The sequence below is a fragment of the Kribbella sp. C-35 genome (genome assembly GCF_046549195.1).
Lineage (GTDB): Bacteria > Actinomycetota > Actinomycetes > Propionibacteriales > Kribbellaceae > Kribbella.
In genome coordinates this window covers 2,471,977-2,497,319 of record NZ_JAJPWG010000001.1, presented here as the reverse complement: position 1 = coordinate 2,497,319, position 25,343 = coordinate 2,471,977, and the positions used below count along the sequence as shown (strand labels likewise).

28 protein-coding genes and 2 tRNA genes are annotated in these 25,343 nt (G+C 68.4%); 15 read left to right on the top strand and 15 right to left on the bottom strand.

The window, feature by feature from the left end:
* Window positions 1–85: 85 nt before the first annotated feature.
* Window positions 86–158 (bottom strand) — tRNA-Arg (locus tag ACLJOO_RS12700).
* A 159-nt stretch (window positions 159–317) separates the two neighbouring features.
* Between ACLJOO_RS12700 and ACLJOO_RS12695 the strand changes: the two genes are divergently transcribed.
* The 4 genes from ACLJOO_RS12695 to ACLJOO_RS12680 all read left to right on the top strand — a co-directional run bounded on the left by ACLJOO_RS12695 (window position 318) and on the right by ACLJOO_RS12680 (window position 5,068).
* The gene (locus tag ACLJOO_RS12695) at window positions 318–872 is read left to right on the top strand and encodes a hypothetical protein (RefSeq protein WP_410787102.1); all 555 of its coding nucleotides are present in this window, start codon (window positions 318–320) and stop codon (window positions 870–872) included.
* A 173-nt stretch (window positions 873–1,045) separates the two neighbouring features.
* Window positions 1,046–1,642 carry a hypothetical protein gene (locus ACLJOO_RS12690; RefSeq protein ID WP_410787101.1) on the top strand — a complete coding sequence of 199 codons (597 nt, stop codon included), beginning with the start codon at window positions 1,046–1,048 and terminating at the stop codon, window positions 1,640–1,642.
* On the top strand, window positions 1,639–2,868 hold the full coding sequence (locus ACLJOO_RS12685) for a hypothetical protein (RefSeq protein ID WP_410787099.1): 1,230 nt from the start codon (window positions 1,639–1,641) through the stop codon (window positions 2,866–2,868). The genes ACLJOO_RS12690 and ACLJOO_RS12685 overlap by 4 nt, the downstream gene beginning before the upstream one ends.
* Window positions 2,869–3,190: 322 nt before the next feature.
* Window positions 3,191–5,068, top strand: a complete 1,878-nt coding sequence (locus tag ACLJOO_RS12680; protein ID WP_410787098.1) for a phosphoenolpyruvate carboxykinase (GTP) — start codon at window positions 3,191–3,193, stop codon at window positions 5,066–5,068.
* 60 nt (window positions 5,069–5,128) lie between these two features.
* Here the strand turns inward: ACLJOO_RS12680 and ACLJOO_RS12675 are convergent, their stop codons facing one another.
* Window positions 5,129–5,785, bottom strand: a complete 657-nt coding sequence (locus ACLJOO_RS12675) for a phosphoribosyltransferase (protein WP_410787097.1) — start codon at window positions 5,783–5,785, stop codon at window positions 5,129–5,131.
* A 29-nt stretch (window positions 5,786–5,814) separates the two neighbouring features.
* Between ACLJOO_RS12675 and ACLJOO_RS12670 the strand changes: the two genes are divergently transcribed.
* Both ACLJOO_RS12670 and ACLJOO_RS12665 read left to right on the top strand, forming a co-directional pair.
* On the top strand, window positions 5,815–6,228 hold the full coding sequence (locus tag ACLJOO_RS12670) for a TIGR03618 family F420-dependent PPOX class oxidoreductase (protein WP_410787096.1): 414 nt from the start codon (window positions 5,815–5,817) through the stop codon (window positions 6,226–6,228).
* On the top strand, window positions 6,225–7,097 hold the full coding sequence (locus ACLJOO_RS12665; RefSeq protein WP_410787095.1) for an LLM class flavin-dependent oxidoreductase: 873 nt from the start codon (window positions 6,225–6,227) through the stop codon (window positions 7,095–7,097). Before ACLJOO_RS12670 ends, ACLJOO_RS12665 begins: the two co-directional genes overlap by 4 nt.
* Before the next feature lie 207 nt (window positions 7,098–7,304).
* Here the strand turns inward: ACLJOO_RS12665 and ACLJOO_RS12660 are convergent.
* Window positions 7,305–7,394, bottom strand: a tRNA-Ser gene (locus ACLJOO_RS12660).
* Window positions 7,395–7,660: 266 nt separating this feature from the next.
* Between ACLJOO_RS12660 and ACLJOO_RS12655 the strand changes: the two genes are divergently transcribed.
* From ACLJOO_RS12655 to ACLJOO_RS12625, 7 genes are all read left to right on the top strand, one after another.
* Window positions 7,661–9,259: an LCP family protein gene (locus ACLJOO_RS12655; RefSeq protein ID WP_410787094.1), complete on the top strand. Its 1,599-nt coding sequence runs from the start codon at window positions 7,661–7,663 to the stop codon at window positions 9,257–9,259.
* 91 nt (window positions 9,260–9,350) lie between these two features.
* Complete coding sequence (locus ACLJOO_RS12650; protein ID WP_410787092.1) at window positions 9,351–10,301, top strand: hypothetical protein; 951 nt, start codon at window positions 9,351–9,353, stop codon at window positions 10,299–10,301.
* Window positions 10,302–10,335: 34 nt separating this feature from the next.
* On the top strand, window positions 10,336–10,794 hold the full coding sequence (locus tag ACLJOO_RS12645; RefSeq protein WP_410787091.1) for a hypothetical protein: 459 nt from the start codon (window positions 10,336–10,338) through the stop codon (window positions 10,792–10,794).
* 4 nt (window positions 10,795–10,798) lie between these two features.
* Window positions 10,799–11,761 carry an acetylxylan esterase gene (locus ACLJOO_RS12640; protein WP_410787090.1) on the top strand — a complete coding sequence of 321 codons (963 nt, stop codon included), beginning with the start codon at window positions 10,799–10,801 and terminating at the stop codon, window positions 11,759–11,761.
* Window positions 11,762–11,802: 41 nt separating this feature from the next.
* Complete coding sequence (locus ACLJOO_RS12635) at window positions 11,803–12,120, top strand: ArsR/SmtB family transcription factor (RefSeq protein ID WP_410787089.1); 318 nt, start codon at window positions 11,803–11,805, stop codon at window positions 12,118–12,120.
* Window positions 12,117–12,638 carry an SRPBCC domain-containing protein gene (locus tag ACLJOO_RS12630; protein ID WP_410787088.1) on the top strand — a complete coding sequence of 174 codons (522 nt, stop codon included), beginning with the start codon at window positions 12,117–12,119 and terminating at the stop codon, window positions 12,636–12,638. The genes ACLJOO_RS12635 and ACLJOO_RS12630 overlap by 4 nt, the downstream gene beginning before the upstream one ends.
* Window positions 12,631–13,023: a VOC family protein gene (locus tag ACLJOO_RS12625; RefSeq protein WP_410787087.1), complete on the top strand. Its 393-nt coding sequence runs from the start codon at window positions 12,631–12,633 to the stop codon at window positions 13,021–13,023. The genes ACLJOO_RS12630 and ACLJOO_RS12625 overlap by 8 nt, the downstream gene beginning before the upstream one ends.
* On the opposite strand, the gene ACLJOO_RS12620 is transcribed toward ACLJOO_RS12625, so the two are convergent.
* From ACLJOO_RS12620 to ACLJOO_RS12605, 4 genes are read right to left on the bottom strand one after another with little or no spacing between them, the layout of a single operon-like run.
* Window positions 13,001–13,402 (bottom strand): GNAT family N-acetyltransferase, encoded by a 402-nt coding sequence (locus ACLJOO_RS12620; RefSeq protein ID WP_410787085.1) that lies wholly within the window; start codon window positions 13,400–13,402, stop codon window positions 13,001–13,003. The two genes, ACLJOO_RS12625 and ACLJOO_RS12620, sit on opposite strands and share 23 nt — an antisense overlap.
* Window positions 13,403–13,981, bottom strand: coding sequence for a class I SAM-dependent methyltransferase (locus ACLJOO_RS12615; protein WP_410787084.1), 579 nt, complete (start codon window positions 13,979–13,981; stop codon window positions 13,403–13,405). It lies immediately after the preceding gene.
* A gap of 11 nt (window positions 13,982–13,992) precedes the next feature.
* On the bottom strand, window positions 13,993–14,181 hold the full coding sequence (locus ACLJOO_RS12610; RefSeq protein ID WP_410787083.1) for a hypothetical protein: 189 nt from the start codon (window positions 14,179–14,181) through the stop codon (window positions 13,993–13,995).
* A gap of 56 nt (window positions 14,182–14,237) precedes the next feature.
* Complete coding sequence (locus tag ACLJOO_RS12605) at window positions 14,238–14,657, bottom strand: MarR family winged helix-turn-helix transcriptional regulator (protein ID WP_410787081.1); 420 nt, start codon at window positions 14,655–14,657, stop codon at window positions 14,238–14,240.
* A gap of 76 nt (window positions 14,658–14,733) precedes the next feature.
* Between ACLJOO_RS12605 and ACLJOO_RS12600 the strand changes: the two genes are divergently transcribed.
* Window positions 14,734–15,558, top strand: coding sequence for an NAD(P)H-binding protein (locus ACLJOO_RS12600; RefSeq protein ID WP_410787080.1), 825 nt, complete (start codon window positions 14,734–14,736; stop codon window positions 15,556–15,558).
* A 74-nt stretch (window positions 15,559–15,632) separates the two neighbouring features.
* On the opposite strand, the gene ACLJOO_RS12595 is transcribed toward ACLJOO_RS12600, so the two are convergent.
* Entirely contained in the window at window positions 15,633–16,499 is an 867-nt protein-coding gene (locus tag ACLJOO_RS12595; protein WP_410787079.1) for an HIRAN domain-containing protein, read from the bottom strand.
* A gap of 231 nt (window positions 16,500–16,730) precedes the next feature.
* Between ACLJOO_RS12595 and ilvA the strand changes: the two genes are divergently transcribed.
* Window positions 16,731–18,002: a threonine ammonia-lyase IlvA gene (gene ilvA, locus ACLJOO_RS12590; protein ID WP_410787078.1), complete on the top strand. Its 1,272-nt coding sequence runs from the start codon at window positions 16,731–16,733 to the stop codon at window positions 18,000–18,002.
* 6 nt (window positions 18,003–18,008) lie between these two features.
* Here ilvA and ACLJOO_RS12585 read toward each other — a convergent pair whose 3' ends face one another.
* From ACLJOO_RS12585 to ACLJOO_RS12555, 7 genes are all read right to left on the bottom strand, one after another.
* A complete protein-coding gene (locus ACLJOO_RS12585; protein ID WP_410787077.1) occupies window positions 18,009–18,452 on the bottom strand; it encodes a hypothetical protein in 444 nt (147 codons plus the stop codon).
* A gap of 64 nt (window positions 18,453–18,516) precedes the next feature.
* Window positions 18,517–18,759, bottom strand: coding sequence for a LuxR C-terminal-related transcriptional regulator (locus ACLJOO_RS12580; protein ID WP_130386717.1), 243 nt, complete (start codon window positions 18,757–18,759; stop codon window positions 18,517–18,519).
* Between the two features lie 5 nt (window positions 18,760–18,764).
* Window positions 18,765–20,189 (bottom strand): rhamnulokinase, encoded by a 1,425-nt coding sequence (locus tag ACLJOO_RS12575; protein WP_410787076.1) that lies wholly within the window; start codon window positions 20,187–20,189, stop codon window positions 18,765–18,767.
* Window positions 20,186–21,628: an arabinose isomerase gene (locus ACLJOO_RS12570; protein WP_410787074.1), complete on the bottom strand. Its 1,443-nt coding sequence runs from the start codon at window positions 21,626–21,628 to the stop codon at window positions 20,186–20,188. Before ACLJOO_RS12570 ends, ACLJOO_RS12575 begins: the two co-directional genes overlap by 4 nt.
* Before the next feature lie 9 nt (window positions 21,629–21,637).
* Window positions 21,638–23,677: a bifunctional aldolase/short-chain dehydrogenase gene (locus ACLJOO_RS12565; protein ID WP_410787073.1), complete on the bottom strand. Its 2,040-nt coding sequence runs from the start codon at window positions 23,675–23,677 to the stop codon at window positions 21,638–21,640.
* Window positions 23,674–24,837, bottom strand: a complete 1,164-nt coding sequence (gene rhaI / locus ACLJOO_RS12560; RefSeq protein WP_410787071.1) for an L-rhamnose isomerase — start codon at window positions 24,835–24,837, stop codon at window positions 23,674–23,676. Before rhaI ends, ACLJOO_RS12565 begins: the two co-directional genes overlap by 4 nt.
* Window positions 24,838–24,840: 3 nt before the next feature.
* The gene (locus ACLJOO_RS12555) at window positions 24,841–25,167 is read right to left on the bottom strand and encodes an L-rhamnose mutarotase (protein WP_410787069.1); all 327 of its coding nucleotides are present in this window, start codon (window positions 25,165–25,167) and stop codon (window positions 24,841–24,843) included.
* Between the last annotated feature and the right edge of the window lie 176 nt (window positions 25,168–25,343).

Sequence of the window (25,343 nt, the reverse complement as noted above, 5' to 3'; positions counted from 1 at the left end):
CGAGCACGACAGCCGCCCTCTTCGCCCTTCACTCCGGAAACACAAAAGCCCAGGTCAGAGAGTGTCTGCCTGGGCCTTCGATTTGCGCGCTCGGAGGGATTCGAACCCCCAACCTTCTGATCCGTAGTCAGATGCTCTATCCGTTGAGCTACGAGCGCTGGACAACGTCGAGTAACGATACATGGAGGGGGTGGGTGGAGGCCAATCGGCTCTGGAGGGAGGTCTTCGGGGGGTGAATTCGGGGGTACGGCGGGGGTACGACGGCGGCACGGTGCGGCGCGCACTGGGATGCGAGGTGGGGGCTCTACGATCCGCGCATGGGTATTGAGGACTTGCTCGGTGGGCGAGATCTGGGGGATGTGAAGAAGGCGGTCGGGTTCGTGATGGAGAACTCGGACGACTTCCAGAAGGTGCTGGATCTGGTGCGCGGGTTGCCGGATGACGCGCTCGGGCTCATCGGGAAGCTGCCGGAGCTGCTGAAGACGATCGGGTCGGGGCTGGCGGAGGCCGGTGAACAGGCGGCGAAGGCGGCCGGGGCGCTGGTCGGGGACGACGGCGAGGGCGGCGCGCGGAAGGCGCTGGCCGGGAGCGCCGGGACGATGAAGGCGGCCAAGGACAAGCTGCACGACGCGGCCGGGATGCTGGCCGGGCTCGCGGGTGAGCTCGACAAGATCCCCGGGATCGGCGACGCCGCGGCGAAGAAGCTGAACGACGGGAGCGGCCAGATCGGCGGCGTGGCGACCGAGGTCGAGGCGCTGGCCGGGAATCTGCAGGACCTGTCCGGCATTCTCGCGACGGTCGGAGAGGCGCTGAACGGGCTCGGCACGAAGCTCACCGAGTCCGGCGGCTCGGTGAAAACCCTCCTCGGCTGACCAAGCAGGCAACTCCGGTATGTCGGTCCTCGTCCGACGTGCCACGAGTCGGCCCATGACCACCCCGGCGGTGGCTGTGGACAGGCTATTTCCTGTTCGCAGTCACCACTTCTTGTTCACAGTCACGGCACCTTGCCGCGGGTGAGGACCTTCGCATGGTTAAGGTCGCGGGCATGGGTAGTCGACTGGTGCGGGGTACGGCGATCGGGTGTGGTGTGGCCGCGCTGGTGGGGGGTGGGGTCGGGTTCGCGGTCGGGGAGCCGGTGACGCCGAAGGACATCCTGCCGGCGCGGGCGCTGCCGGCGGATCTGTGCGCGCGGATCGGGGACGTGGCGAACCTGTTGCCCAAGGCATCGTCCGGTCCGGTGACGATGACGCAGGGCGGGACGACGGCGATCAGCTGCACGGCGGCCAGCTCGCGCCAGAAGGTGCGGGCGTACACGTCGGCGAGCGTGAACGTCACGATCACGGCGTACGGCGGGCTGGACGCCGGCGCGGGGAACGCGCCGTTCACGCCGACCCAGGTCGCGGAGCGGACGTTCAGCCGGTCGACGATGACGAAGTACGACGGGGACCGCCCGTACCCGACCAAGGTCAGCCGGACCGCGAGCGGACTGGCCGGTGACTCCTGGGCAGTGCACACGCTGGTGCAGCGCGCGGACATCGTCGTACTGGTGGACTACAAGGCCAACCCCGTGGACGCGGACACGGCGCAGAAGGCGGCGCTGGCCCTCGCGGACCGGGCGATGTGGGAAAGCAAAGAGTCATGACCAACAGCACGCCGGAGATCCCGGGCTACCAGTTCGATCAGCGAATCCTGCTGCACCCGCTGGCGGAGTTGTGGCACGGCCGCACGTTCACCGGGACGGACGTGATCGCGCTCGTCCTCAGTGAGGAGGGCGCCCGGAACCCGACCGTGGTCGACCGCCTCACCAAGGCGAGCCGAACCGCCGCACTCGAACCCGGCCGGCACGAGACCCCGCTCTGGGCCGCCAACCTCAACTCGAACCGCCCGTACGCGATCACGCAGCTCGTCCACGGCGAGACCGGCGCCGAGCGCCTCGTCGACCCGCTCGACGGCGTACTCGGGAACGACGACGAGTCGCTGCAGGCGGTCCGGAACCAGCTCGTCGGCTTCGGTGCGACGCCGCCGGTCCTCCCGCCCGGCGACAACACACCGCGCGGCGGTATCCCGTCGTACGTCGACCGTCCCGAGCAGACGGCACAGGACGCGACCACCCAAGTACAAGAAGAGCAGCCGCAGTCGAAGATCGAGATTGCGCGGCAGTACCGCCGCAAGATCGGCGCCTGGATCTACGGCGTCGTCGCGGTTGTCGTGCTGATCGTCTTCAGCATCGCCTACTCGATCGGCACCGCGATCGGCGGCTCCGTCAAGAAGGACCCGGTCGAGGCCGCCCCGCCCGCGGCCGTCAGCCCGGAGCCGATCGCCTCGAACGTCCTGATCCCGCCGATCGAGCGCGTGACGACCGCGCCGTACAAGCGGCCCGACGGATCGCCCGGCGTCTTCGGCGCGACCTACGCGGCCGGCGCCGACGTACAGATCGTCGCGAACGCCGAGCTGCCGTTCGCGATCGGCTGGCCGCGGCCGCCGGAGGTGAGTTCCCTCGGTGAGTCGTCGCAGCTGATCCTGCGGCGGATCGTGACCAAGAACGAGTACGAACCGGGTGGGCTGAAGAACGCGATGAAGGCGCAGTTCGCGCTGCATCCGTGCGCGAGCCTGGCCAAGTGCCTGTCCGACCGGCCGACGTTCGACCAGCAGTGGACGAAGATCTACAAGACCGCCGCGCCGGCGACCGCGAAGGACGCACGGACCTGGCTGACGGTGTCGACGACGACGCCGTACACGATCACGATGACGCACGCGTTCCAGAGCGGCGGGCAGTGGTGGCTGGTCGGCGCGATGGTCTACGGCCAGCCGGCCGAGGCCGCAGACATCCAGCGGCTCGTGAACGACATCTGGCGGCAGACCAGCTGAAGTACCGGAAAATCTCCTGGAACGGCCCGCGCGAACAGCGCGGGCCGTTCTCATTTTCACAAGCTGAACCGGAAAGCGATTGTCGCGAAAACTTTGTGACCGGGTTCACGTTCTAGGGGTTCTCAGCACTTGCGCCGATCCCGTACCGTAGTACCACTTGCACACTGGTATATGCCCACTGGATGCACTGGTATGCGAGAGATCACACCGCCAGCCAGCTGAATCGAACCGCCGGAGACCCCGGCGGCCGGAGCCGTACCCCCTCAGCGTCGAGGGGCCGCACGGTTGCCGGCGCCGACAGCCGAGAGGGAATGAGCCGCCGATGACGACCACCGCCAGCCCGACCCATACCGAGTCCGCTACCTCACCAGCCGCAACGGATCCCCTCCCGGCGCCGTACGACCTGACCGACGCACCGACCCGCCACGCCGGCCTGCTGGCCTGGGTGGCCGAGGTCGCCGCACTCACGCAGCCCGACCGGATCCACTGGGTCGACGGGTCGGACGCGGAGTACGCCAAGCTCACCGACGAACTGATCGCGGCCGGCACCATGGTCCGGCTGAACGACGAGAAGAAGCCGAACTCGTTCTGGGTCCGCACCGACCCGTCGGACGTCGCCCGGGTCGAGCAGCGCACGTTCATCTGCTCGGTCGAGGAGAAGGACGCGGGTCCGACCAACAACTGGATGGCGCCGGCCGAGATGAAGGCGACGCTGACCGGGCTGTACCGCGGTTCGATGCGCGGCCGGACGATGTACGTCGTCCCGTTCTGCATGGGCCCGTTGACCGCGGAGAAGCCGATGTTCGGCGTCGAGATCACCGACTCGGCGTACGTCGTCGCGTCGATGCGGATCATGTGCCGCACCGGCGCCGAGGTGCTGGCCAAACTCGGCACCGACTCCCCCTACGTGCCTTGTCTGCACTCGGTCGGCGCGCCGCTCGCGCCCGGCCAGCAGGACGTGCCGTGGCCGTGCAACGACGAGAAGTACATCGTCCAGTTCCCCGAGGAGCGGGCGATCTGGTCCTACGGCTCCGGGTACGGCGGTAACTCGCTGCTCGGCAAGAAGTGCTACTCGCTGCGGATCGCGTCGGCGATGGCTCGGGACGAGGGCTGGCTCGCCGAGCACATGCTGATCCTGAAGCTGATCTCACCGGAGAAGAAGGTCCACTACATCGCGGCCGCCTTCCCGAGCGCATGCGGCAAGACGAACCTGGCCATGCTCGACCCGACTCTGGAGGGGTGGGAGGTCGAGACGCTGGGCGACGACATCGCCTGGATGCGTTTCGGGAAGGACGGCCGGCTGTACGCCGTGAACCCGGAGTTCGGCCTGTTCGGCGTGGCTCCCGGCACCGGCTGGAAGACCAACCCGAACGCGATGCGCACGATCGAGAAGGGCAACTCGGTCTTCACCAACGTCGCGCTCACCGACGACGGCGACGTCTGGTGGGAGGGTTACTCGCCGACCCCGCCGGACCACCTGACCGACTGGAAGGGCCGCGAGTGGACGCCGGACTCGGGTGAGCTGTCCAGCCACCCGAACAGCCGGTTCTGCACGCCGATCAAGCAGTGCCCGATCATCGCCGACGAGTACGACGACCCGAACGGCGTACCGATCTCCGCGATCATCTTCGGCGGCCGCCGCGCGACGACGATCCCGCTGGTGACCGAGTCCCGCGACTGGGCGCACGGTGTCTTCATGGGCGCGACGCTGTCCTCGGAGACGACCGCCGCGGCGGTCGGCCAGGTGGGCGTCGTACGGCGGGACCCGATGGCGATGCTGCCGTTCCTCGGGTACGACGCGGGGCAGTACTTCGACCACTGGCTGACCGTCGGCAAGCAGCACGACGCGGCGCAGCTGCCGAAGATCTTCTACGTGAACTGGTTCCGCAAGGACGAGGCCGGCAAGTTCGTCTGGCCGGGCTTCGGTGAGAACAGCCGCGTGCTGAAGTGGGTCATCGAGCGGCTCGAGGGCCAGGCGGACGCTGTCGAGACCCCGATCGGCCGGGTGCCGGCCGCGGACGCACTCGACGTCGCCGGGCTGGACATGACCGTGCACGACCTGGAGATCGCGCTCGACGTCGACGTCGAGGAGTGGAAGGCAGAGATCCCGCTGATCGAGGAGTGGTTCGCCAAGCTCGGCGACACCGTCCCGGCCTCGTTGAAGGTCGAGCTGGACAACCTCAAGGCCCGTCTGGGCTGACGAGCACCGGCCGCCGAGTCGGAAGCCGGCGGCCGGGCCAACACAGTGCGGCGCCCCGGATCACCTCCCGGGGCGCCGTGCTGTGCTTTCCGCGAGTACTCGCCGTACCTCGTCGTCACTCACCGGTGAGAAGTCCCGGTACGCCTGCCCGACCGCGGCGAAGTACTGCGGGATCCACGCGCACACCACCTGGTCCGCGACCCGCGCCAGCCGCCGGCAGCTCTCGATGCCGCCCACGGGTACGGCGACGATGACGCGCGCCGGCCGATGACGTCGTACTGCTTCTACCGCGGCCCGCATCGTCGCGCCGGTCGCGAGGCCGTCGTCGATCAGGATCACCACGCGATCCCGTACGTCGATCGGCGGCCGGTCCCCTCGGTACGCCTGCTCGCGCCGGCGCAGCTCCCGGACCTCCTGCCGGCGTACGGCCTCCAGCGTCTCCGCGTCGACCTCCGCAGCGATCGGCTCGTTGCGGACCACGTGCAACTCCTCGCCGACGCCGGCGATCGCGCCCATCGCCAACTCCGGCTGACCGGGCAACCCGAGCTTGCGCACGATCAGTACGTCGAGCTCCGCGTCCAGGGCGTCCGCGACCGGAGCCGCGACGGGTACGCCGCCCCGCGCCAGGCCGAGGACCAGTACGGAACCGCCGACCGATCCGAGCTCGTCGGCCAGCACGCGGCCCGCGGCCGCCCGATCCGGGTACGGCCTCCTCATAGCGCCCATGATCCACGTACGTTGACCGCATGCGAATCCCTGACAGCGCGCGGGCCGTGCTCGAATCCGACGCCCTCGGGCACCTGGTCACCCTCAACCCGGACGGCAGCCCGCAGGTCTCGGTGATCTGGGTCGGCCTGGACGGCGACGAGATCATCGCCGCGCACGTCCCGAACAACCGCAAGGTGAAGAACATCCGCCGCGACGGCCGGGTCTCGTTGTCGATCGAGACCGACAACGTCAACGAGATGGGCCTGGCGGAGTACCTGATCGTCAACGGCACCGCCCGGATCACCGAGGGCGGCGCGGTCGGCGTACTGCGGGAGCTGGCGAAGACCTACATCGGTCCGGACGCGGACTTCCTGCCCGGCGACGACCTTCCGGCCGGGTACGTCACGCACATCAGCGTCGAGAAGATCGGTGGGGTCGGACCGTGGGCGTGAAGATCGGAGTGATGCTGCCGCTCGGGGCCGGGGACGGGCCGGGCGGCGGGATGCCTGGGTGGAAGGACGTACGGGCGGTTGCGGAGGCGGCCGAGGAGGGCGGGCTGGACTCGGTGTGGCTCGCGGACCACTTCCTCTACCGGGATCCGGAGGGTCAGGTCTTCGGCATGCACGACAGCTGGACCCTGCTGAGCGCGATCGCCGCTGTCACGTCCCGGGTCGAGCTCGGCAACATGGTGCTCTGCGCATCGTTCCGCGATCCCGGTCTGACGGCGAAGATGGCCGCGACCCTCGACGAGGTCTCCGGCGGCCGCCTGACCCTCGGCGTCGGCGCAGGCTGGCACGACCCCGAATACGAGGCCTTCGGCCTGCCGACCGACCACCGAGTAGGCCGCTTCACCGAATGGCTCGAAATCGTAGCCCGCCTGATCCGAGGCGAAACAGTCACCTACGAAGGCACCTACTACAAGGTCCAAGACGCGAACCTGGACCCCGCCCCACCCCACCAGATCCCAATCCTGGTAGCCGGCCACCGCCCAAGAATGATGCAACTAATAGCCCAATGGGCCGACGCCTGGAACACAGCCTGGTACGGCGCTCCAACCCTAAAGGTCGAAGAACGCCTAGAAACCCTCCGCCAAGCCCTCATCACCGCCCACCGCCCCACCGAAGCAGTAAGCCGCACCGTAGGCGTCATCGTCCGAGACCCCGACCAACCAGCACCCGACCCCAACCCCAACGCCATCCCAGTACAAGACCTCCCCGAGGCCGCAACCGCGTACCAAAAGCTAGGCGTCAACCACCTGATCATCTCCCCCGAACCCATGACCCCACGCACCGTAGAACGCATAGCCGAAGCAACCAGCTGACCCAAGCAATCCGCGAGCGAACAAGCACCGCACCAAGCGGTCGCCCGCGGCACAAGCCGCGGCACGGAGCAGTCGCACGCGGAGCAGTCGCCCCAAGGGGGGTCCGGGGGGCGAAGCCCCTCCGGGCGGGGTCCGGGGGTTGCACCCCCGGACAAATGGCCGGAGCTCCCTGGTCTGCGCTTTCCGCAGACAGGGAGCTCCAAGGAGCGGAGGCGGCGGGATTTGAACCCGCGAGAGGGGGTAACCCTCAACCCGCTTAGCAGGCGGGCGCCATCGACCGGACTAGGCGACGCCTCCTCCGACGGTCCACTCGAGGAGCGGACGCGACGACGGCCAAGAGTATCCGCTCGACCGGTCCGGGAGCAAAGCGGGTTGGCGAGCACGCTCGGTCGCTGACACGGCACGTTGCGGTAGTAGCCCGGAGCCCCTGTACGCTGACGAGCATCGACGGGGGTCGCCAGCATCACGTCAACCAACCGGGTGTCGTGGGCGTCTGAAGTACCGTGGGCTGCCTCGCGCGGCCGACGGAAGGGTCGTGACGTCGTCGATCAGGGAACGGAGCCATGTCGCGGAGTACTCGCGCAGCCGGTCGGAGGGCAGCGCCTCGTGCCACCCGGTCCCGGGCTCGAACGCACCGTGCCCGGACGGCGTCGAAGGCGATCGGCCTGACGCTGCTCAGCGCCCTGGTCCCCGGCTCGGGGCTGCTGATGGGCGGCCGGAAGAAGCTCGGCGCGTTCATCCTGACGATCAGCATCGGCCTGCTGCTGATCGCCGCGTACGTCGGTCTCACGCACCGCGACTCTGTGCTCGCTCTGCTCGTCTCCCCGCGACAGCTGCTGATCGCGACCGGTGCCGTCGTACTGCTCGGGGTCGGCTGGATCTGGACCGTGGTCGCGTCGCACAAGCTGCTTCGCCCGGTCAGCATGACCTACACCGGCCGGCTGGCCGGCTCGATGTTCGTCGGGTTGCTCTGCTTCGCGATCGCCGTACCGACGACCGTCGCGGCGCAGACCGTGATGGCGCAGCGTGACCTGATCGGCAGCGTGTTCCAGTCCGAGGGGAACTCGAAGAGCGCGACCCGGCCGAAGGTCAGCAACGCGAAGGACCCGTGGGCGAACACCCCGCGGCTGAACCTGCTGCTGCTCGGCGCGGACGACGGCGTCGGCCGGACCGGCACGCGCACCGACACAGTGATCGTGGCGAGCATCGATACCAAGACCGGTGACACCGCGCTGATCTCGCTCAGCCGGAACTGGATGCGGATGCCGTTCCCGGAGGACTCGCCGCTGCACAAGGTGTACCCGGACGGCTTCTGGGACCCGAACCTGGGGAACGTCGAGCAGCCGGAGTACTACCTGGACGCGATGTACGAGAACGTCCCGAAGGCGCATCCGGGGATTCTCGGCCAGACCGACAACGAGGGCGCGGACGTGGTCAAGCTGGCCGCGAGCGCCGCGCTCGGCCTGGACATCGACTACTACATGCAGGTCAACCTGGCCGGGTTCCGGCAGATCATCGACGCGCTCGGCGGCATCACGGTGAACGTCAACTACCGGGTGCCGATCGGCGGCGACTACGGCGCCGGCCCCGGATCGAACACCGAGAAGAAGCCGAGCGGCTACATCGAGCCGGGCCCGAACCAGAAGCTCGACGGATACCACGCGCTGTGGTTCGCACGCGGCCGCTTCGGCCTGAGCGACCCGTCCCGGCAGGAGCGGCAGCGGTGCACGATCCACGCGCTGGTGAACAGCGCGAACCCCCAGGCGCTCGTGACGTCGTACCAGCAGATCGCCAAGGCCGGGAAGCAGCTGCTGCGCACCGACATCCCGCAGGACATCCTGCAGGCCTTCATCCAGCTCGCGCTGAAGGTGAAGAACGCGAAGGTCACCAACATCGACCTCGACAAGAACAAGAACTTCCCGACCGGCAAGAACCCGGACTACACGGCGATGCAGGAGATCATCCAGAAGGCGATCGCCCCGAAGACCAACCCGGTCGCGTCGACGCCGAAGCCGACCAAGACCGCGACCAAGGCGCCGACCTCCGGCAGCACGAAGCGGCCGACGACTCCGTCGAAGCCGGCCACCACCCCGGGTGCCGCGGAGAACCTGAACGACGCCTGCGCGTACAACCCGAGCGAGACCGGCACCGGCGGTAACTGATCCGGATTGGTGAACCCCTCTCAGGGAAGTATTGGACCAAAGTGAAGATTGGTCACACCTGGGGGTGACTGTGAGGCGTTCGTTAGCGGTTGTGGTCGGAGTTGCGGCCCTGCTCTGCGCAGGCTGTAGCGGCAAGGCAGACAGTTCGGATACGCCCTCGGCAGGGGGTACGACGACCAGCACCAGTGCGCCGCCGCCGTCGTCGGCGGCGCCCAAGCCGACACCTAAGCCGACACCGACTGCCGTGGCGCTCTCGGTGCCGATGTACCAGCGGGCGCTGACCAATGTCGAGAAGGTCCTCAAGCCGTACGTCGGGCGCGTGATGAACGCGCAGACGGTGGCCGCGTTCGACGCGTCCCGCGCCCAGCTCGCGAGCGCCGTCGTACTCGAACGCAGCGAGCTCGTGAAGATCACGCCGCCGCGCGGCCTGGTGTCCGCACATCCCCGGGTCCTCGACGCCTTCGACGCGTACGCCGGGAACGTGGCCGCGGAGCTCAGCAGGGCCGGGGAGACGAAGACCAGCTGCGGTCTGCCGAAGGCATTGGACGTCCGGCTGTACGAGGCGAAGAGCGGTCTCCGGTTCGCCTTCGCCGAGCTCGCGCAGAGCGTGCAGAAGTCGATCGGCAAGGGTGTGAAGTTCGGTGCGCTGTCGGTGCCGGCGAAGCTGGCCCAGCCGGCCGTGCTCGGTGGCCGGGGTGAGAACGGCGACGTCTTCCAGCGGTCCGGCTCGCGCGGCTCCGGCTCGCTCCGGATCACCAACGCCGGCTCGGACATCGTGGTCGTGGTCACGGCGAGCAACCCACGCAAGCCGCAGGCGTCGATCTACGTCCGGGCGAACAAGACGGCGACGCTGAACGGGATCCGCGGCGACTACTGGGTCTACTACAAGACCGGGACGAACTGGGACGCGAAGAACAACCGGTTCACCGAGAACTGCTCGTACTCGAAGCTCGAGCGGTTCCTGGACGGGTCGTTCTCGTGGTCGCTCACGCTGAAGTCGGTGGCCGGCAACACCCAGGAGTCCGAGACGGAAGCCTTCTGATCCGGTCGCCCCGGGCGGATGAGATCCTGTGGCGATGCGTACGACGTACCGGATGCGGGCTGGACGGTTCCTCGGGATCCTGGCCGCTGGGCTGATCATTCTCGGGGTCGCCGCGGTGCTCTGGGCACTGGGGCTGCCGGGTGTCGCCGTCTCGGTGTTCGTCACGCTCGGCGGGATGATCGCGCTGGCCGGACTGTGGATCCTGGCCCGGCCGCCGAAGGTCGCGCGGCTCCGCGACGGCGACCTCGAGGTCCGCGGCCTTCGCACGCCCTGGACCGACATCACCGAGGTCGGCCGGGTCGAGACCACCCACGGCGAGGCGATCGTGCTGCGCACCAAGAACCCCGACCACCCGATCCTGCTGCCGGTCTCGTGGCTGGCGCCCGGGAAGGCCAACAGTCTGGAGACCGCGCTGCGGGACAAGCTGAACGCGGCCCACGGGTACACGATCTGGGACGGGACTGCCCCCGAGGACAACAACAGCGCAGAATGATCCGGTGCTTTCCTTCGAGCTGTCGTACGACGAACTTCTCACGTACCAGGGCACGAACCCGCGGCCCGCGGACTTCGACGCGTTCTGGGACAAAGCGCTCCTCGAGCTCGACTCGGTGCCGGCCGAGGCGGAGTTCGTCGACGCCGTTGACTTCCCGCTGACGACGGCGACCGCACAGCACCTGTACTTCACCGGGACCGGCGGCTACCGGGTGCACGCGAAGGTAGTGCGCCCCGCCGAGCCGACCGGGCCGGCCGTGCTGCTGTTCCACGGGTACGGCGGTGAGCAGCCGAAGTGGGTCGAGCTGCTGCCGTACGCCGCTCGCGGGTTCACTGTCGCGGCGCTGGATGTGCGAGAGCAGGTCGGTTTCCGTACGTCGTCGCAGGCATCCAACAGCTTCTCGCTGCATCACCACCTGGTGCACGGGCTCGACGACGGGCCGGACGGGCTGCTCTACAAGCACGTCTTCCTGGACACGCGGCGCTTGGCGGACCTCATCGGCGAGCTGCCGGAGGTCGACGCGGCCCGGATCGCGACGACCGGATGGAGCCAGGGCGGTGGGTTGTCGCTGGTGGCGGCGGCGCTGACGCCGACGATCAAGTACGTCGCGAGCGTGTTCCCGTTCCTGTCCGACTACCAGCGGACGTGGGATCTGAACCTGGAAACCTCGCCGTACGACGAGATCGTCACCTGGTTCCGCAAGCGCGACCCGCGGCACCTCCGTCAGGAGGAGGTGTTCACGACGCTCGGCTACATCGACATCCAGCACCTGGCACCCCGCATCCAGGCCGAGGTCATGCTCTTCACCGGCCTCGAGGACCAGATCTGCCCGCCCTCGACCCAGTTCGCCGCCTACAACAAGATCCAGTCACCCAAGGAAGTCCGCACGTACCCGGACTTCGGCCACGACGATCTCCCGGGCGCCCTCGACGACATCTACCAACTGATCGGCGCCAAGCTTCTTTAGTACCCTTGCGGTTACGTACCCACTTGGGTACATTCGGCCTCATGGACGTGGTGTTGCAAGCGTTGGCGGATCAGAGTCGGCGGACGGTGCTGGGGATCTTGCGGGATCATCCGGCGACGGCCGGTGAGTTGGCGGAGGCGTTGCCGATTGCGCGGCCGGGGGTGTCGCGGCATCTGCGAGTACTGCGGGAGGCCGGGCTGGTCGACGTACGGCAGGAGGCGCAGCGGCGGATCTACAGCCTGCGGCCGGAGGCGCTCGTCGAGGTGGACGAGTGGCTCGAGGGGTACCGCGCGCTGTGGCGGAACCGGCTGGATGCACTGCACACAGAGGTCGCTCGCGGAAAGAAGGCTCGGTCGTGAAGATTCTCGGGACGATGCGGGCCCTCGACGAAACCCGCGGCGCGGTGCGCGTCGAGGACGTGTACGACACGGACATCGACGACCTCTGGGCGGCTTGCACCACGCCGGAGCGACTCGCGCGGTGGATCGCCGAGGTGTCCGGCGAGCTGAGCCAAGGCGGGACGATCCATGCCGTCTTCACGAGCACGTGGAACGGTCCGGCGAGGATCGAGGTCTGCGATGCGCCGCACCACCTGCTGCTCACGACGGAGCCGGGCACTGCGGACGAGTGTCAGCTCGAGGCTTGGCTCACGCCCATGGGTTCGCAGACCAAGCTGGTGGTGGAGGAGCGCGGTCTGCCGGTCGGCTCGCTGCACTTCCACGGGGCCGGCTGGCAGGTGCACCTGGAGGACCTCGGCCGGTCGCTGGCGAATGACGGTCCAGCGCACGACGGCGGGTGGTCCGCGGAGGCGCCCGCCCCGGCCTGGCACGCGCGGTGGATCGAACTCACCCCGGCGTACCGGACGACCGATGTCTGACAACATCAAGCTGGAGGGGACCACCGTGAACGCACCGGACGCCCTCGCGCTCGCCCAGTTCTACGCGGAGATCACCGGTGGAGTCGTCAACGGTACGTCGCACTGGGCGTCCGTGTCCGGCCCCAATGGGGTCCTCTCCTTCCAGCAAGTCGAGGACTTCCGGCCACCACAGTGGCCCGGGAACGACGTACCGATGCAGATGCACCTCGACTTCCTCGTCGACGACCTCGAGGCAACCGGCGCACGGGTCCTCGCGGCCGGTGCCACACTGCTCGACTACCAACCCAACTCCGACCACTGCTACGTGTACGCCGACCCCGCCGGCCACCCGTTCTGCCTCTCGACCTGGGACACCGAAACAGCTACAGCAGGAACCAGTAGTTGACCGTTGCGCCCTGCGTGGCAAGTCCGCCGCCGAGGGAGTCGTAAAGCGCGCGGGCCGGCTGGTTCTCAGCCCCGGTGGTGAGGAACATCTTGGTCGCGCCGGCGGACCGGCCAGCGTCCATGAACGCGTTCATCAGGGCGCGCCCGATGCCCTGACTTCGGTAGGACTCGACGACCGCCAGGTTGTGGAGATAGAGCATGGCTACACCGTCGGGCCGTGGCAGCAGATAGCCCCAGCACCATCCGGTGACCTCGTCATCGGTGGTGGCCACGAAGATCAGTGTGTTGTGGGCGGCGAGGTAGTCCGGGGCGGCGTCGGTGTTCTGGAAGGTGCGGACAGCGCGGGTGAGCAGCTCGGTGTCCGGGGTGACGACGTTCATTCACTTCCGCCAGGTGATCGAGTAGCGGAAGAGGAGGTGGCGGCGGTACGTCGAGCCGGGTAGGAGCTCCCCGGCTAGGTCGCGCATCTCGTGGAACGTGACGGGTGGCGGCCACACAGTGGGGGACGGGTGCTCCCAGTGGCCTTTCACCGCTCGGTGTGCGTACGCCGCGGCGAGGCCGGCTGCCGCGTACGGGAGGTCGCGTGGCGTCGTACGTGCCAGACCGACCACCACCAACGCCCCACCCGGACGCAGGAGCTCACGCATCCGGAGCAGCCCGGCGCGGGCGTCGACGTGATGCAGTGTGGCGACCGACGCGACCACGTCGTACGACTCGGGCTCGAACGGATGCTGCAGGAAGTCCCCGTGGACGTACTCGATGTCATCCTGCTGCTGACGCGCCAGTTCAAGGCTCGGGGGATCGAGATCGATCCCGGTGACCTCGGGAACGACGCTGCGCAGCTTGCGGGCGAGCATGCCCTCGCCGCAGCCGATGTCCAGCGCTCGCTCAGCACTGTGCGGGACGGCGTCCAGGATCCGCGAGTGGTAGTGAATGTTGTGGTTCCACGGCTGCTTCATCCGGTGGGCAATCAGTCCCGCTGGAGCGCGGCGTCGATGGCGGCGCTCAGGACCTGGTCGTCGTCCGCCTGCCAGGTGTGGTCCTGCGCGCACGTCCAGTTGTCCGGCTCGGCCGGGATCACACAGCCGAACAGACGCACCCGGCCGGCCGCGGCGGCTTCGCGCGCGACCGGGGTGGGCAGGCCGTAAAGGATCGGCACTCCCCGTTCTCCACAGACCGGACAAACCGGCACATTCGCCATACCGCCAAGGTACTTCACAGCCCGTCCACCAACACCTGATTGATCTTCGCGAGCGCCTTCAGCAACTGGGCTCGCTCGGTCTTCGTGAGTGTCGCCGTGATGCGGTCCTCGAGCTGCTGACGCTCGGCCTCGACGGGGGCCTGGAGCGCCCGCCCGGCCGGCGTCAGCCACAGCCGCACCAGGCGGTTGTCGCGCGGATCGGGCCGGCGTTCGAGCAGGCCCGACTCGGCCAGCCGGGTGGCGAGTTTGGTGACGGCTGGTGTGGTGACGTTCACCGAGGCCGCAATCTCGCCCGGCGTACGACCGTCCTCCGCCCACAGCGCGGCGAGCAGATGGTCCTGCCCGAGCCGCAGCCCGTGCCGCTGGACGGCGGCGTCCGCAGCCGCCCGCAGCAACTTGGACGTCTTGCTGTGCAGCTCCAGGAACTCGGGCATCGACAGACTCCTTGACGATCGAATCGTTTACCGGTTAACGTTCTCGCCGACTCGTTAACCGGTAAAGGAGTTTGCCATGCTCATCGTCACCGGCGCCACCGGACACGTCGGCCGCACGCTCGTCGAGGAACTCAACCGGCGCGGCGCCGAGTTCCGCGCACTCGTTCGCAGTCCGCGGCCCGAACTGCCCGCCGAGCAGGTCGTCGGAGATCTCGACGGACCGCTCGACCTGCGCGGTGCCGACAAGGTGTTCCTGCTCGTGCCCGGCACCGGTCTTGAGCACACGGCCAACGTCGTCGCGGCCGCACGTCAGGCCGGCGTCCGGCAGATCGTGTACCTGTCGTCGTACGCCGTACTCGGGGACCCGATCCCCGCGATGGGGCGGTGGCATCACGCGCGGGAGCAGCTGATCGCGGATTCGGGGATCGCGGCGACGTTCCTGCGGCCGACCGGGTTCATGACGAACGCGTTCGACTGGCTGCCGACGATCCGTGCCGGCGGGTACGTGCTCGACCCGATCGGGCCTGGACGGATGGCGCCGATCGACCCGGCGGACATCGCGGCGGTCGCGGCGACCGTGCTGATGGAGGACGGTCATGAGAAGCAGGCGTACACGTTGACCGGACCCGAGGCGTTCACGGTCGCCGAGCAGGTCGCGATCCTCGGTACGGCGATCGGCCGCGCACTCGACGTACGCCCGATCGCGACCCCCGAGGAGGCGGTCCGATTCCGTTATCCAGAAGGGGCTCCGGCGGAATTGGCGGCCGCTCTGATCGAGGGCTTGACCCTCATGCGCGCCGACACGATCGGCGTGCGAACAGACGTCGTACGGCGTCTTACCGGACGCTCGCCGAACACGTTTTCCGCGTGGTGCGAGGAGAACGCCGGGCAGCTCTCCTAGGGGAGCTGCCCGGCGCCTTGAAAGTAGCTCCGCAGTACCGGCCTGGTGAGGCATGGTCAGTACTGCGCAGCCGCCTAGTTGGCCTCTTTAGTCGCCCAGTAGTGCCATTGCGGGGAAGCGACTGGGGAGCGGGCCAGCCCGTCCGGCCAGGTGGCCGGCAGGTCGTGACTCCGCGCCGCGTAGAGGATCACCTCCGATGCGGTGCGATCGCCGCGAACGGCGACCCGGGCGGCGGTCTCGGCACGCATGTCGGCGAGGTAATGGATCGCGGGCAGGAACTCGGCGCTCAGCCGCGGGCTGAGCCGGCCGACGGGTTCGTCGTCGAGCCGGATCTCGACCACGATCCGGTGCCGGTCCTGAAAGCTGTCCTCCTCCTCGATCGCGTGCATGGTGGCGTACGCCCAGCACTCGCCCTCCGCGCGGAAGAACGGCGCCAGTACGTCGGGATGCACCTCGCTGCCCGGTACGACGATGCCGCTGCCGGGCGGTAGCAGGTGAAAACTGCCCGGCGGGGGCAGGTTCACCGGCATCAGCATGTGCGGCTGCCCGAGGGCGACCGCGACACTGGCGTGGAACTCGGTGCCCTGGGCGCCCTTACCGTCCCAGTCCGCCGGCTCCCACTCACTCACCCACAGGTGACAAGGGACCTGCGGTTGCAGGCCTTGCGCCACCAGTTCTGACAGCACCGGGTGGTACCGGTGCGCGTCGTCCCTCGGCAGATAGCCGACAACCTTGCCCTGCACCCGGACGGCGATCGACCGCGGGTCGAAACGGTTGTGCGGTTCCGGGACGAGGTCCGCCTCGGTGTCCAGATCTGCGCCGCGCGCCGGGATGGGGTCCGGGAACAGGCTTCTGATCGCCTGCTCGTGCGGGATCTCCCGCACGACTTCCTGACCGCACCACAAAGCGTCGCCCCACAGACTGAACGGAATCAGTTCCATGTGCCCTCCAGTCCTCACTTGACCGGCTCTACAGGGCTCATCTCTCCCAAGGCCCTGGCCGTTACACCGAGTGAGCGTATGAAAACTAGACTGCCCAGTGAAGAGCCGTTTCACGCATGGTGCAAGAGTCTGATACGCAAAGGGTATCCGTCGGTCCGGACTGTGGACGCGAATCGTCTTGTGCAGCGAGCGAATCGGCGAAGATCGTGCAAATGCACGGGAAGGAACGTCATGCACGGCAGTGGTTCAGTCGCTCGACCAACGGTTGACGCCGAAGCGGTCGAGGAGGCCATCAAGCGCTTGGACGGCGTCGCCGTCCGTACACCCTTGGAGCGCAATCTCCGCCTCTCGGAGCGGACCGGCGCGCAGGTCTGGCTCAAGCGGGAGGACCTCCAGATCGGCCGCTCCTACAAGCTTCGCGGCGCGTACAACCTGATCGCACAGCTCGACGACGCGGCCAAGGCCGCCGGCGTGGTGTGTGCAAGTGCCGGCAACCACGGCCAAGGGCTGGCGTATTCGTGCCACATGCTCGGCGTCCACGGCAAGGTGTACGTGCCGCGGACGACGCCGCGCCAGAAGCGGGACCGGATCGCGGCGCTCGGCGGCAAGCAGATCCAGGTGATCGTCACCGGCGACACGTACGACGACGCGGCCGCCGCCGCGATCGCGGAGGGTTCCGCGACCGGCGCGACGATGGTGCCGGCGTTCGACGACCCGAGAACCGTTGCGGGGCAAGGGACCGTGGCGATCGAGTTGGTGGAGCAGCTCGGCCACGCTCCCGACGTACTCGTGGTTCCGGTCGGTGGGGGCGGTCTCGTTGCGGGGGTTGCAACGTGGATCGCCGAGCGGCATCCCGGCGTACGCATCGTCGGGGTGGAGCCGGGTGGCGCGGCGAGCATGGCGGCGGCGGTCGCGGCCGGCAAGCCGGTGACGTTGCCGCACTTGGACAGCTTCGTCGACGGTGCCGCCGTACGCCGGGTTGGCGACGCGACCCTCCCGCTGGTGCAGCAGGCCGGAGTCGAGCTGATGTCGGTGCCCGAAGGGCTCGTGTGCTCGGAGATGCTCGCGCTCTACCAGACCGACGGCCTGATCGCAGAGCCCGCGGGCGCTTTGTCGACAAGTGCCCTGGGCAACGGCCTCGACGTACGCCCGGGCGAGACCGTCGTCTGCCTGCTGTCCGGCGGGAACAACGATGTCAGCCGGTACGGCGAGATCCTCGAGCGCTCGCTGGTGTACGAGGGCCTGAAGCACTACTTCCTGGTGACGTTCCCGCAGGAGCCCGGCGCTCTACGGGCATTCCTCGACGAGACGCTCGGCCCCGACGACGACATCACGCTCTTCGAGTACGTCAAGCGCAACAACCGCGAGACCGGCGTCGCCCTGGTCGGCATCGAGATCAGTACCCGGGACGACCTCCCCCTCCTGCTCTCCCGCATGGAGGCCGCCCCGCTCGACATCGAACGCATCAACCCGAACTCACCAGAATTCAGGTACTTGATCTGACGCTTCTCAACCCCGCGTGTGCTTCGGGTGCCGCGGGTCGTGCGGATGCCTGCCGTCGTCCCAGTCCGGATCGACCGGTTGCCCCTCGCGGTTCTGGGTGCCGTCGTCCGGCCAGAGGTTCTGGGCCTGGGTGCGATGCTCGTCCGATTCCGCGCGCGCGTTCGCGGCGGCATCGCGGCGTTCGGTCGCACCGGCCGACAACCGGCGCGCCTCGGCCGTCTTCTCGTCGGCGACGGCCTGCGCCTTGCGGGCACGCGCGTCCACCTCGTCGGCGACGGCACGCTGCTTGTCGGCCTGTGCCGCGCTGGCTCGCGCCTGCTGCTCGTGCTCGTACGCCTGCTGCTCGGCCCGGTGCTGCGACCTGCGCGACGCCATGCCCGCGATCAGCGCGATCACGATGACCAGTACCGCGACAGCGACGACGATCCAGACGATGGTCATTCCATCCATCGGTCCTCCTCGGCTCGATGATCAGAACCCCCGGTACCCGGAGCCGTCGCCGCCTAACTCCCTCTCAGACCAGGCCGCGGCGGGCGGCCCAGACGATGGCTTCGATGGCGGTGCTGAAGCCGAGGCGGTCGCAGATCAGCCGGGTACGCCGGCGGACGGTGCGTTCGGACAGGTCGAGTCGCCGGGCGACGCCGTCGACCGGGAGGCCGGTGGCGAGCAGGCGGAGGAGTTGCAGGTCGTCGTGGCTGATCTCGCGCGGCGGCACCCGTCGCGCGAGCGGTCGAAGTTCCTGGGGGAGGACGGTCATGCTGATCACCTGGTTCCGAATACCCGGGACTCGGCGGCGTCCCAGTCGGCCGGTTTACCCTGCGGGTCGTAGCGCCGCAGAGAATGTGTGGATCGGACGAGGGCGCGCATCGCGCTCAGGTCCGGGAAGGGCTCGCCGAGGGCGCGAGCCTGGACGAGGACATTGCCCAACGCGGAGGCCTCGACGGGCCCGGCGAGGACCGGTACACCGCACGCGTCGGCGGTGAGCCGGCAGAGCAACTCGTTCTGCGAACCACCGCCGATCACATGCAGTACGTCGACCTCTCGGTCAGCGATCGTCTGCGCCGTACGCAACGTCCGGCGGTACGCGAGGGCGAGGCTCTCCAGGATGCAGCGAACCACCGCACCGCGGGACCGTGGCGGTTCCTGACCGGTCGCTCGGCAGTGCGCCTCGATCCGCGCGGGCATGTTGCCCGGGGCAAGGAACTCGGGAGCGTCCGGATCGATCAGTACGGCGTACGGCGGCGCGGCGGCCGCGTCCCGCAGCAGCCCGGGCAGATCGTCGTCGCCCCAGACCCGTTGGCATTCCTGCAGGATCCACAGCCCCATCACGTTGCGCAGGAACCGGGTCCGCCCGTCGACGCCGCCTTCGTTGGTGAAGTTCGCTTCCCGCGCGTCGTCCGTCAGGACCGGCGCGTCGAGCTCGAGCCCGACCAGCGACCAGGTGCCCGACGAGATGTACGCGAACCGCTCACCCACCGCAGGCACCGCAACGACAGCCGAAGCCGTGTCATGCGATCCGACAGCAATCACCGGAATCCCCGGCGCCAGCCCGGTCTCATCGGGCAACACGCTGCCGATCACATCGCCGGGCTCGCGCAGCGCAGGAAACACCCGCCGCGGCAACCCCACCCGCGACAACACCTCGTCACTCCAGTCCCGGGCCACCACGTCGTACAGCTGGGTAGTAGATGCGTTGGTCCGCTCCACCCCGATCTCACCTGTCAGCCAGTACGCCAGCAGGTCAGGGATCATCAGCAACGTGGCAGCGTCGACCGGCAGTTCCTCGGCGGCCAGCTGGTAGATCGTGTTGAAGGGCAGCTGCTGCAGGCCCGTGACGGCGTACAGCTCAGCTGCGGGGATCGTCGAGAGTACGCGGTCCATCACGCCGTCGGTGCGGGAGTCGCGGTAGTGGATGGGGTTGGCGAGCAGGTGGCCGTGTGCATCGATGAGGCCGTAGTCGACGGCCCAGGAGTCGATGCCGATGCTGTCGATCTGGCCGGCCAAGGCGAGACCTTCGAGGATCGAGCGGTACAGGTGCAGGACGTCCCAGTGCAGCGTCCCGTGCACGCGGACCGGGCCGTTCCAGAAGCGGTTCAGTTCGCGCAGCTGCAGGACGTTCGGACCCACCTCGCCGAGCATCACCCGGCCGCTCGAGGCCCCGAGGTCCACCGCCGCGACCCGCTTCACGGTGCGACCACCGTGAGGTCGAGGTGCATCAGATCGGCGACCGCGGCCAGGTCGGCAGCCCGGTGCCCCGTCCCGAGGGCCCAGTGATGCGCGACGCCGGACGCCGACCAGGCGTCGGTCCACTCGCCCGGATCACACCCGAAGTCCACCCGCGACGTCGTGTTTCCGATCTGCGGCAGCGGTCCAGGTACGACGGTCCCCTCGGAAGCGATCAGCTTGAACGACCCGTCCCGCCGCTGCCCGAGACCGCACAGCGTCACGGGCCCTTGCTGTACGTCGAACTCCACCGACACGCCCCACCCGCGCTTGCCGTGGTACACACCCAGCCCACGCAGCAACGGCTTCCGCGCCGAGATCGCCAGATGCGCCGGCCCGTCGTGTCCCATCTCGACCACGTTGTCGCGGAAGTTCAACGCCTGCAGCTCGGTGAACGACCCGCCGGCGCCGAGCTTGTCCATGACCAGCATTGCCAGCGACGTCCGCAGCTCGTACTCACCGGCCGACGGCACACCCCTTGCCGTCAGCAACGAAGCCCCGAGGATCATCCCGGCCGCGACCCGCTCGTGCGTCTCGCCGTCGAGCCCGCGGTGGTAATAGGCCAGCGAATCAAGGGAAAAGTCCTCGACCAGGCGATCCAGGGCGACCGATACGGTGGCGCCCCACCGGAAGTCCTCGTCCTTCACCGAGTCGTCGAGGGTGAAGATCTCCCGGGCGAGCTCCATCCTGGCCGACGTCTCCGCGTCGGTGACCTTCTCCACCCGCACCCGGAGGTCGTCGATCTCCAGGATCTCCACATGCCCGCCGAGCTGCGCGGACACCTGTGTCGGGTCGGTGATCACGTCCATCATCCCCGGGTACAGATGCCCGAGCAGGCCGTGCCGTCCGTGCCGCAGCGCGGCGCGTACTCCGGCGGCGCGGATCCACCGGTCGATCCGCGCCCAGGCCCGCTCGTCCTCCAGGTAGCCGGACACCGACCGGAAGTCGATCCCGCACCGCTCGAACGCGTTCGCCATCTCCGGCAACGGACAGGCGCCGCAGTAGGCGAGCCAGGCGCCCGTGTCGAAGCTCGCGTGATCCATCGCCTCGGTCGGCTGCAGGTTGAGCAACAGCACCGGCGCCCCGCTCCGCTGGGCAACAGGCACCAGCATCGACGCGGTCATGTACGTCGTGAGGAAGCCGACGATCAGATCACAGTCCGCCGCCCGCAGCTTCTCCGCAGCCACTGCACCTTCCTGCGCGTCGGAGATGAACCCCACGTCCACCACATCGCAGTCCAGCGCCGAGAACCGCTCGGAGACCCGACGAGCCGACGCCTGCAACTGGGGCAGCAGGTCCGGGAACTGCGGCCAGTACGCACCCAAGCCGCCCGCGACCAGACCGATCCGGGTCCGGCGCGACGTGATCCGTTCCAGACCCAGGCGGGCGTCGAGCTCGGTCATCGAGAGGTCCTATCGGAGGAAGGCGGCGGCCACGCCGGCGTCGACGGGGATGTGCAGGCCGGTCGTGTGCGTCAGGTCGCCACCGGTCAGCGCGAACACCGCGGCCGCGACGTTCTCCGGCAGCACCTCACGCTTCAGCAGGGTCCGCTGCGCGTAGTACGCACCGAGTTCCTCCTCCGGTACGCCGTACACCGCGGCCCGCTTCGCACCCCAACCGCCGGCGAAGATCCCGGATCCGCGGACGACGCCGTCGGGGTTCACGCCGTTGACCCGGACTCCATGCTCGCCGAGCTCGGCCGCGAGCAGCCGTACCTGGTGCGCCTGATCCGCCTTGGCGGAGCCGTACGCGACGTTGTTCGGGCCGGCGAACACCGAGTTCTTGCTGGAGATGTAGACGATGTCGCCGCCCATCCCCTGGTCGATGAGTACCTTCGCCGCCGCTCGCGACACCAGGAACGAACCCTTCGCCATCACGTCGTGCTGCAGGTCCCAGTCGCGTTCCGTAGTCTCCAGCAACGACTTCGAGATCGACAGCCCGGCGTTGTTGACGATCAGGTCGACACCGCCGAACGCCAGCACCGCCGCGCGCAACGCCGCCTCGACCGCATCCGCCGACGACACGTCCGCACCGACCGCGACGGCCACGTCCGTGGACCCGATCTCCTTCGCCACGGCCTCGGCCGCAGCCTGGTCGAGGTCCGCGACGACAACGCACGCGCCCTCGGCGGCCAGCCGTCGCGCGATCGCCTTCCCGATCCCCGATCCGCCACCGGTCACGAAGGCGACCCGGGTAGCGAGCGGCTTCGGCTTGGGCATCCGCTGCAGCTTCGCCTCTTCGAGCGCCCAGTACTCGATCCGGAACTTCTCCCGCTCGTCGATCGGCGCGTACGTCGACACCGCCTCGGCGCCCCGCATCACGTTGATCGCGTTCACGTAGAACTCGCCGGCCACCCGCGCGGTCTGCTTGTCCTTCCCGAAACTGAACATCCCGACACCCGGGACGAGCACGATCGCCGGGTCGGCGCCCCGCATCGCCGGGCTGTCCGGCTCGGCATGCCGGTTGTAGTAGGCCGCGTACTCCTCGCGGTAGGCGGCGTGCAGCTCCTGCAGCCGCGCAACCGCGTCCTCCACCGAGGCCGACGGCGGCAGGTCCAGCACCAGCGGACGCACCTTGGTACGGAGGAAGTGGTCCGGGCAGGACGTGCCCAGCGCGGCCAACTCGGTCAACTTCTCCCGAGCGGTGAACTCGAGCACCACGTCGGAGTCGTTGAAGTGGCCGACCTGTGGCTTGTCTGTTGACGCCAGCCCACGGATGACAGGCGCGAGTTCGGCTGCCCGGCGGCGGCGTTCGTCGGCGGGGAGAGGTTCGTAGCCGGCCACCAGCGCGCCGAACGGCTCGGCGACGCCGCGGTCCGCCAGGAAGCGTTCCGCCGTACGGATGATCTCCAGGGAGTTCGCCTCGCACTCCTCGGACGTATTACCCCACGCGGTGATGCCGTGGCCGCCCAGGATGCAGCCGATGGCCTGCGGGTTCTCCCGCTGCACGGCCGCGATGTCCAGCCCGAGCTGGAAACCTGGACGCCGCCACGGCACCCACACCACGCGGTCGCCGAAGCACTCCGCGGTCAGCTTCTCGCCGTCGGCCGCGGTCGCCAGCGCGATCCCGGAGTCCGGGTGCAGATGGTCGACATGAGGGGCATCGACCAGCCCGTGCATCGCGGTGTCGATCGACGGGGCCGCACCGCCCTTCCCGTGCAGGCAGTAGTCGAACGCGGCGACCATCTCGTCCTCACGGTCCACGCCGGGATAGCTGTCGACCAGGGCGTTCAGCCGATCCAGTCGCAGTACGGCGAGACCCTTGCCGGTGAGCGTTCCCAGGTCCCCACCGGAGCCCTTCACCCACACCAGGTCCACGGGCTGCTGGGTGACCGGATCGGTCTCCGTACCCTTCGCCGAGGTGTTCCCGCCGGCGTAGTTCGTGTTGCGCGGATCGGCACCGAGCCGGTTGCTCCGCGCAACAAGCTCAGAGGCGGTGTCGGTCACTGTCATGCTCCCCATCCGGCCTGCTGGCCGTCGGCTCGGTCCTTGGTGATCTGCTCGAAGTAGCCGCTGCGCTTGTACGCCGCGACGGGGTCCGCATCCAGGCCCTGCGCCTCGCGCAGCTCGGCGAGCAGCGGCCGGACGTCGGTGTTGTAGGCATCCATCAGCGCCGCGTTCGCACTCAGTACGTCGCCCGACTGCTGGGCCGCCCGCAGTACGTCGCGGTCGACCAGTAGCGCCTTCGCGGTCGCCTCCTGGACGTTCATCACCGAGCGGATGATCGCGGGGATCTTCTCCTCGATGTTGTGGCACTGGTCGAGCATGAACGCGATCCCGCGATCCGGGTCGAGCGCGTCGCCGCGGACGATCTCGTTCATGATCCGGAACAGCTGGAACGGGTCCGCGGCCCCGACCATCAGGTCGTCGTCGGCGTAGAACCGGCTGTTGAAGTCGAACGCGCCGAGCTTCTTGGTCCGGAGCAGGAACGCGACGATGAACTCGATGTTCGTCCCCGGCGCGTGGTGCCCGGTGTCGATACAGACCGTTGCCTTCGGGCCCAGTTCGAGACAGTGCGCGTACGACGTACCCCAATCCGGGACGTCCGTGGTGTAGAAGGCCGGCTCGAACAGCTTGTACTCGAGCAGCATCCGCTGGTCGTCGCCGAGCCGGTTGTACACCTCCTTCAGCGCGGTCGCGAGCCGGTCCTGGCGGTCCTGGATATCGTCCTGGCCCGGGTAGTTCGTGCCGTCGGAGAACCACAGCTTCAGATCGCGGGACCCGGTCGCGTCCATGATGTCGACGCATTCGAGAAGGTGGTCGGTGGCCTTCCGCCGTACTGCGGGATCCGGGTTGGTGACGCTGCCCAGCTTGTAGTCGTCGTCCTGGAACACGTTGCTGTTGATCGCCCCGAGCCGGACACCCTGCTCCCTCGCGTACGCCGCCAAGCTTGAGTAGTCGTCGACCTTGTCCCAGGGGATGTGCAGCGCCACGCTCGGCGCGACCCCGGTGTACTTGTGGACGACGGCCGCGTCGGCGATCTTCTCCTCCGGCGACCGCGGCACCCCGGGCTGGCTGAACACCTTGAACCGGGTGCCGGAGTTCCCGAACGCCCACGAGGGCAGCTCGATCTCCTGGCGGCTGAGGGCGGCCTTCACGGCTTCGGTCGTCATGCGTCAGTCCTCTTTCAAGTGGAAGATCTCGGGCAGCAGCAGTAACGACTCGTCCGGCGGCCTGCCATCGATACCGGTGAAGAATTCGGTCATCTGGGCTTGCCAGCGGGTGTTGACCTCGGTCGCCGCCATCGCCTTCTGCGCCGCCTCCAGGTCCTCGGACTCGACGTACCCGATCAGCAGGCCGTCGTCGCGAAGGAAGAGCGAGTAGTTGTGCCAACCGGAGTCCCGCAGCGCGGCCTGCATATCCGGCCAGACGCTGCGGTGCCGTTCGACGTACTCGTCCAAGCGGTCCGGTCGGACCTGGAGGCAGAAGCAATAACGATTCACGGCGTCACCAGCACCTCGGGCGGGAGAATCTATGAAAGGTTTCAAGAGTGCTCCATGACGCTAAGCGTGGTCCCTTGCGGCCGTCAAGAGCCTGCCCAGCTTTTGCGGCCGGTACCGGACCGCCGACGCGGAGATCGGGCCGAAACCGGGTATTCTTCGGCCGCTAAGACGTTTCA

Coding starts and splice junctions, on each gene's coding strand:
- ACLJOO_RS12655 (WP_410787094.1), top strand. CDS start 7,661: ATGTCGCGGAGTACTCGCGCAGCCGGTCGGAGGGCAGCGCCTCGTGCC.
- ACLJOO_RS12685 (WP_410787099.1), top strand. CDS start 1,639: ATGACCAACAGCACGCCGGAGATCCCGGGCTACCAGTTCGATCAGCGA.
- ACLJOO_RS12600 (WP_410787080.1), top strand. CDS start 14,734: ATGCTCATCGTCACCGGCGCCACCGGACACGTCGGCCGCACGCTCGTC.
- ACLJOO_RS12680 (WP_410787098.1), top strand. CDS start 3,191: ATGACGACCACCGCCAGCCCGACCCATACCGAGTCCGCTACCTCACCA.
- ACLJOO_RS12645 (WP_410787091.1), top strand. CDS start 10,336: ATGCGTACGACGTACCGGATGCGGGCTGGACGGTTCCTCGGGATCCTG.
- ACLJOO_RS12580 (WP_130386717.1), bottom strand. CDS start 18,759: ATGACCGTCCTCCCCCAGGAACTTCGACCGCTCGCGCGACGGGTGCCG.
- ACLJOO_RS12620 (WP_410787085.1), bottom strand. CDS start 13,402: ATGAACGTCGTCACCCCGGACACCGAGCTGCTCACCCGCGCTGTCCGC.
- ACLJOO_RS12605 (WP_410787081.1), bottom strand. CDS start 14,657: ATGCCCGAGTTCCTGGAGCTGCACAGCAAGACGTCCAAGTTGCTGCGG.
- ilvA (WP_410787078.1), top strand. CDS start 16,731: ATGCACGGCAGTGGTTCAGTCGCTCGACCAACGGTTGACGCCGAAGCG.
- ACLJOO_RS12615 (WP_410787084.1), bottom strand. CDS start 13,981: ATGAAGCAGCCGTGGAACCACAACATTCACTACCACTCGCGGATCCTG.
- ACLJOO_RS12595 (WP_410787079.1), bottom strand. CDS start 16,499: ATGGAACTGATTCCGTTCAGTCTGTGGGGCGACGCTTTGTGGTGCGGT.
- ACLJOO_RS12635 (WP_410787089.1), top strand. CDS start 11,803: ATGGACGTGGTGTTGCAAGCGTTGGCGGATCAGAGTCGGCGGACGGTG.
- rhaI (WP_410787071.1), bottom strand. CDS start 24,837: ATGACGACCGAAGCCGTGAAGGCCGCCCTCAGCCGCCAGGAGATCGAG.
- ACLJOO_RS12695 (WP_410787102.1), top strand. CDS start 318: ATGGGTATTGAGGACTTGCTCGGTGGGCGAGATCTGGGGGATGTGAAG.
- ACLJOO_RS12565 (WP_410787073.1), bottom strand. CDS start 23,677: ATGACAGTGACCGACACCGCCTCTGAGCTTGTTGCGCGGAGCAACCGG.
- ACLJOO_RS12585 (WP_410787077.1), bottom strand. CDS start 18,452: ATGGATGGAATGACCATCGTCTGGATCGTCGTCGCTGTCGCGGTACTG.
- ACLJOO_RS12625 (WP_410787087.1), top strand. CDS start 12,631: ATGTCTGACAACATCAAGCTGGAGGGGACCACCGTGAACGCACCGGAC.
- ACLJOO_RS12570 (WP_410787074.1), bottom strand. CDS start 21,628: ATGACCGAGCTCGACGCCCGCCTGGGTCTGGAACGGATCACGTCGCGC.
- ACLJOO_RS12670 (WP_410787096.1), top strand. CDS start 5,815: ATGCGAATCCCTGACAGCGCGCGGGCCGTGCTCGAATCCGACGCCCTC.
- ACLJOO_RS12675 (WP_410787097.1), bottom strand. CDS start 5,785: ATGAGGAGGCCGTACCCGGATCGGGCGGCCGCGGGCCGCGTGCTGGCC.
- ACLJOO_RS12690 (WP_410787101.1), top strand. CDS start 1,046: ATGGGTAGTCGACTGGTGCGGGGTACGGCGATCGGGTGTGGTGTGGCC.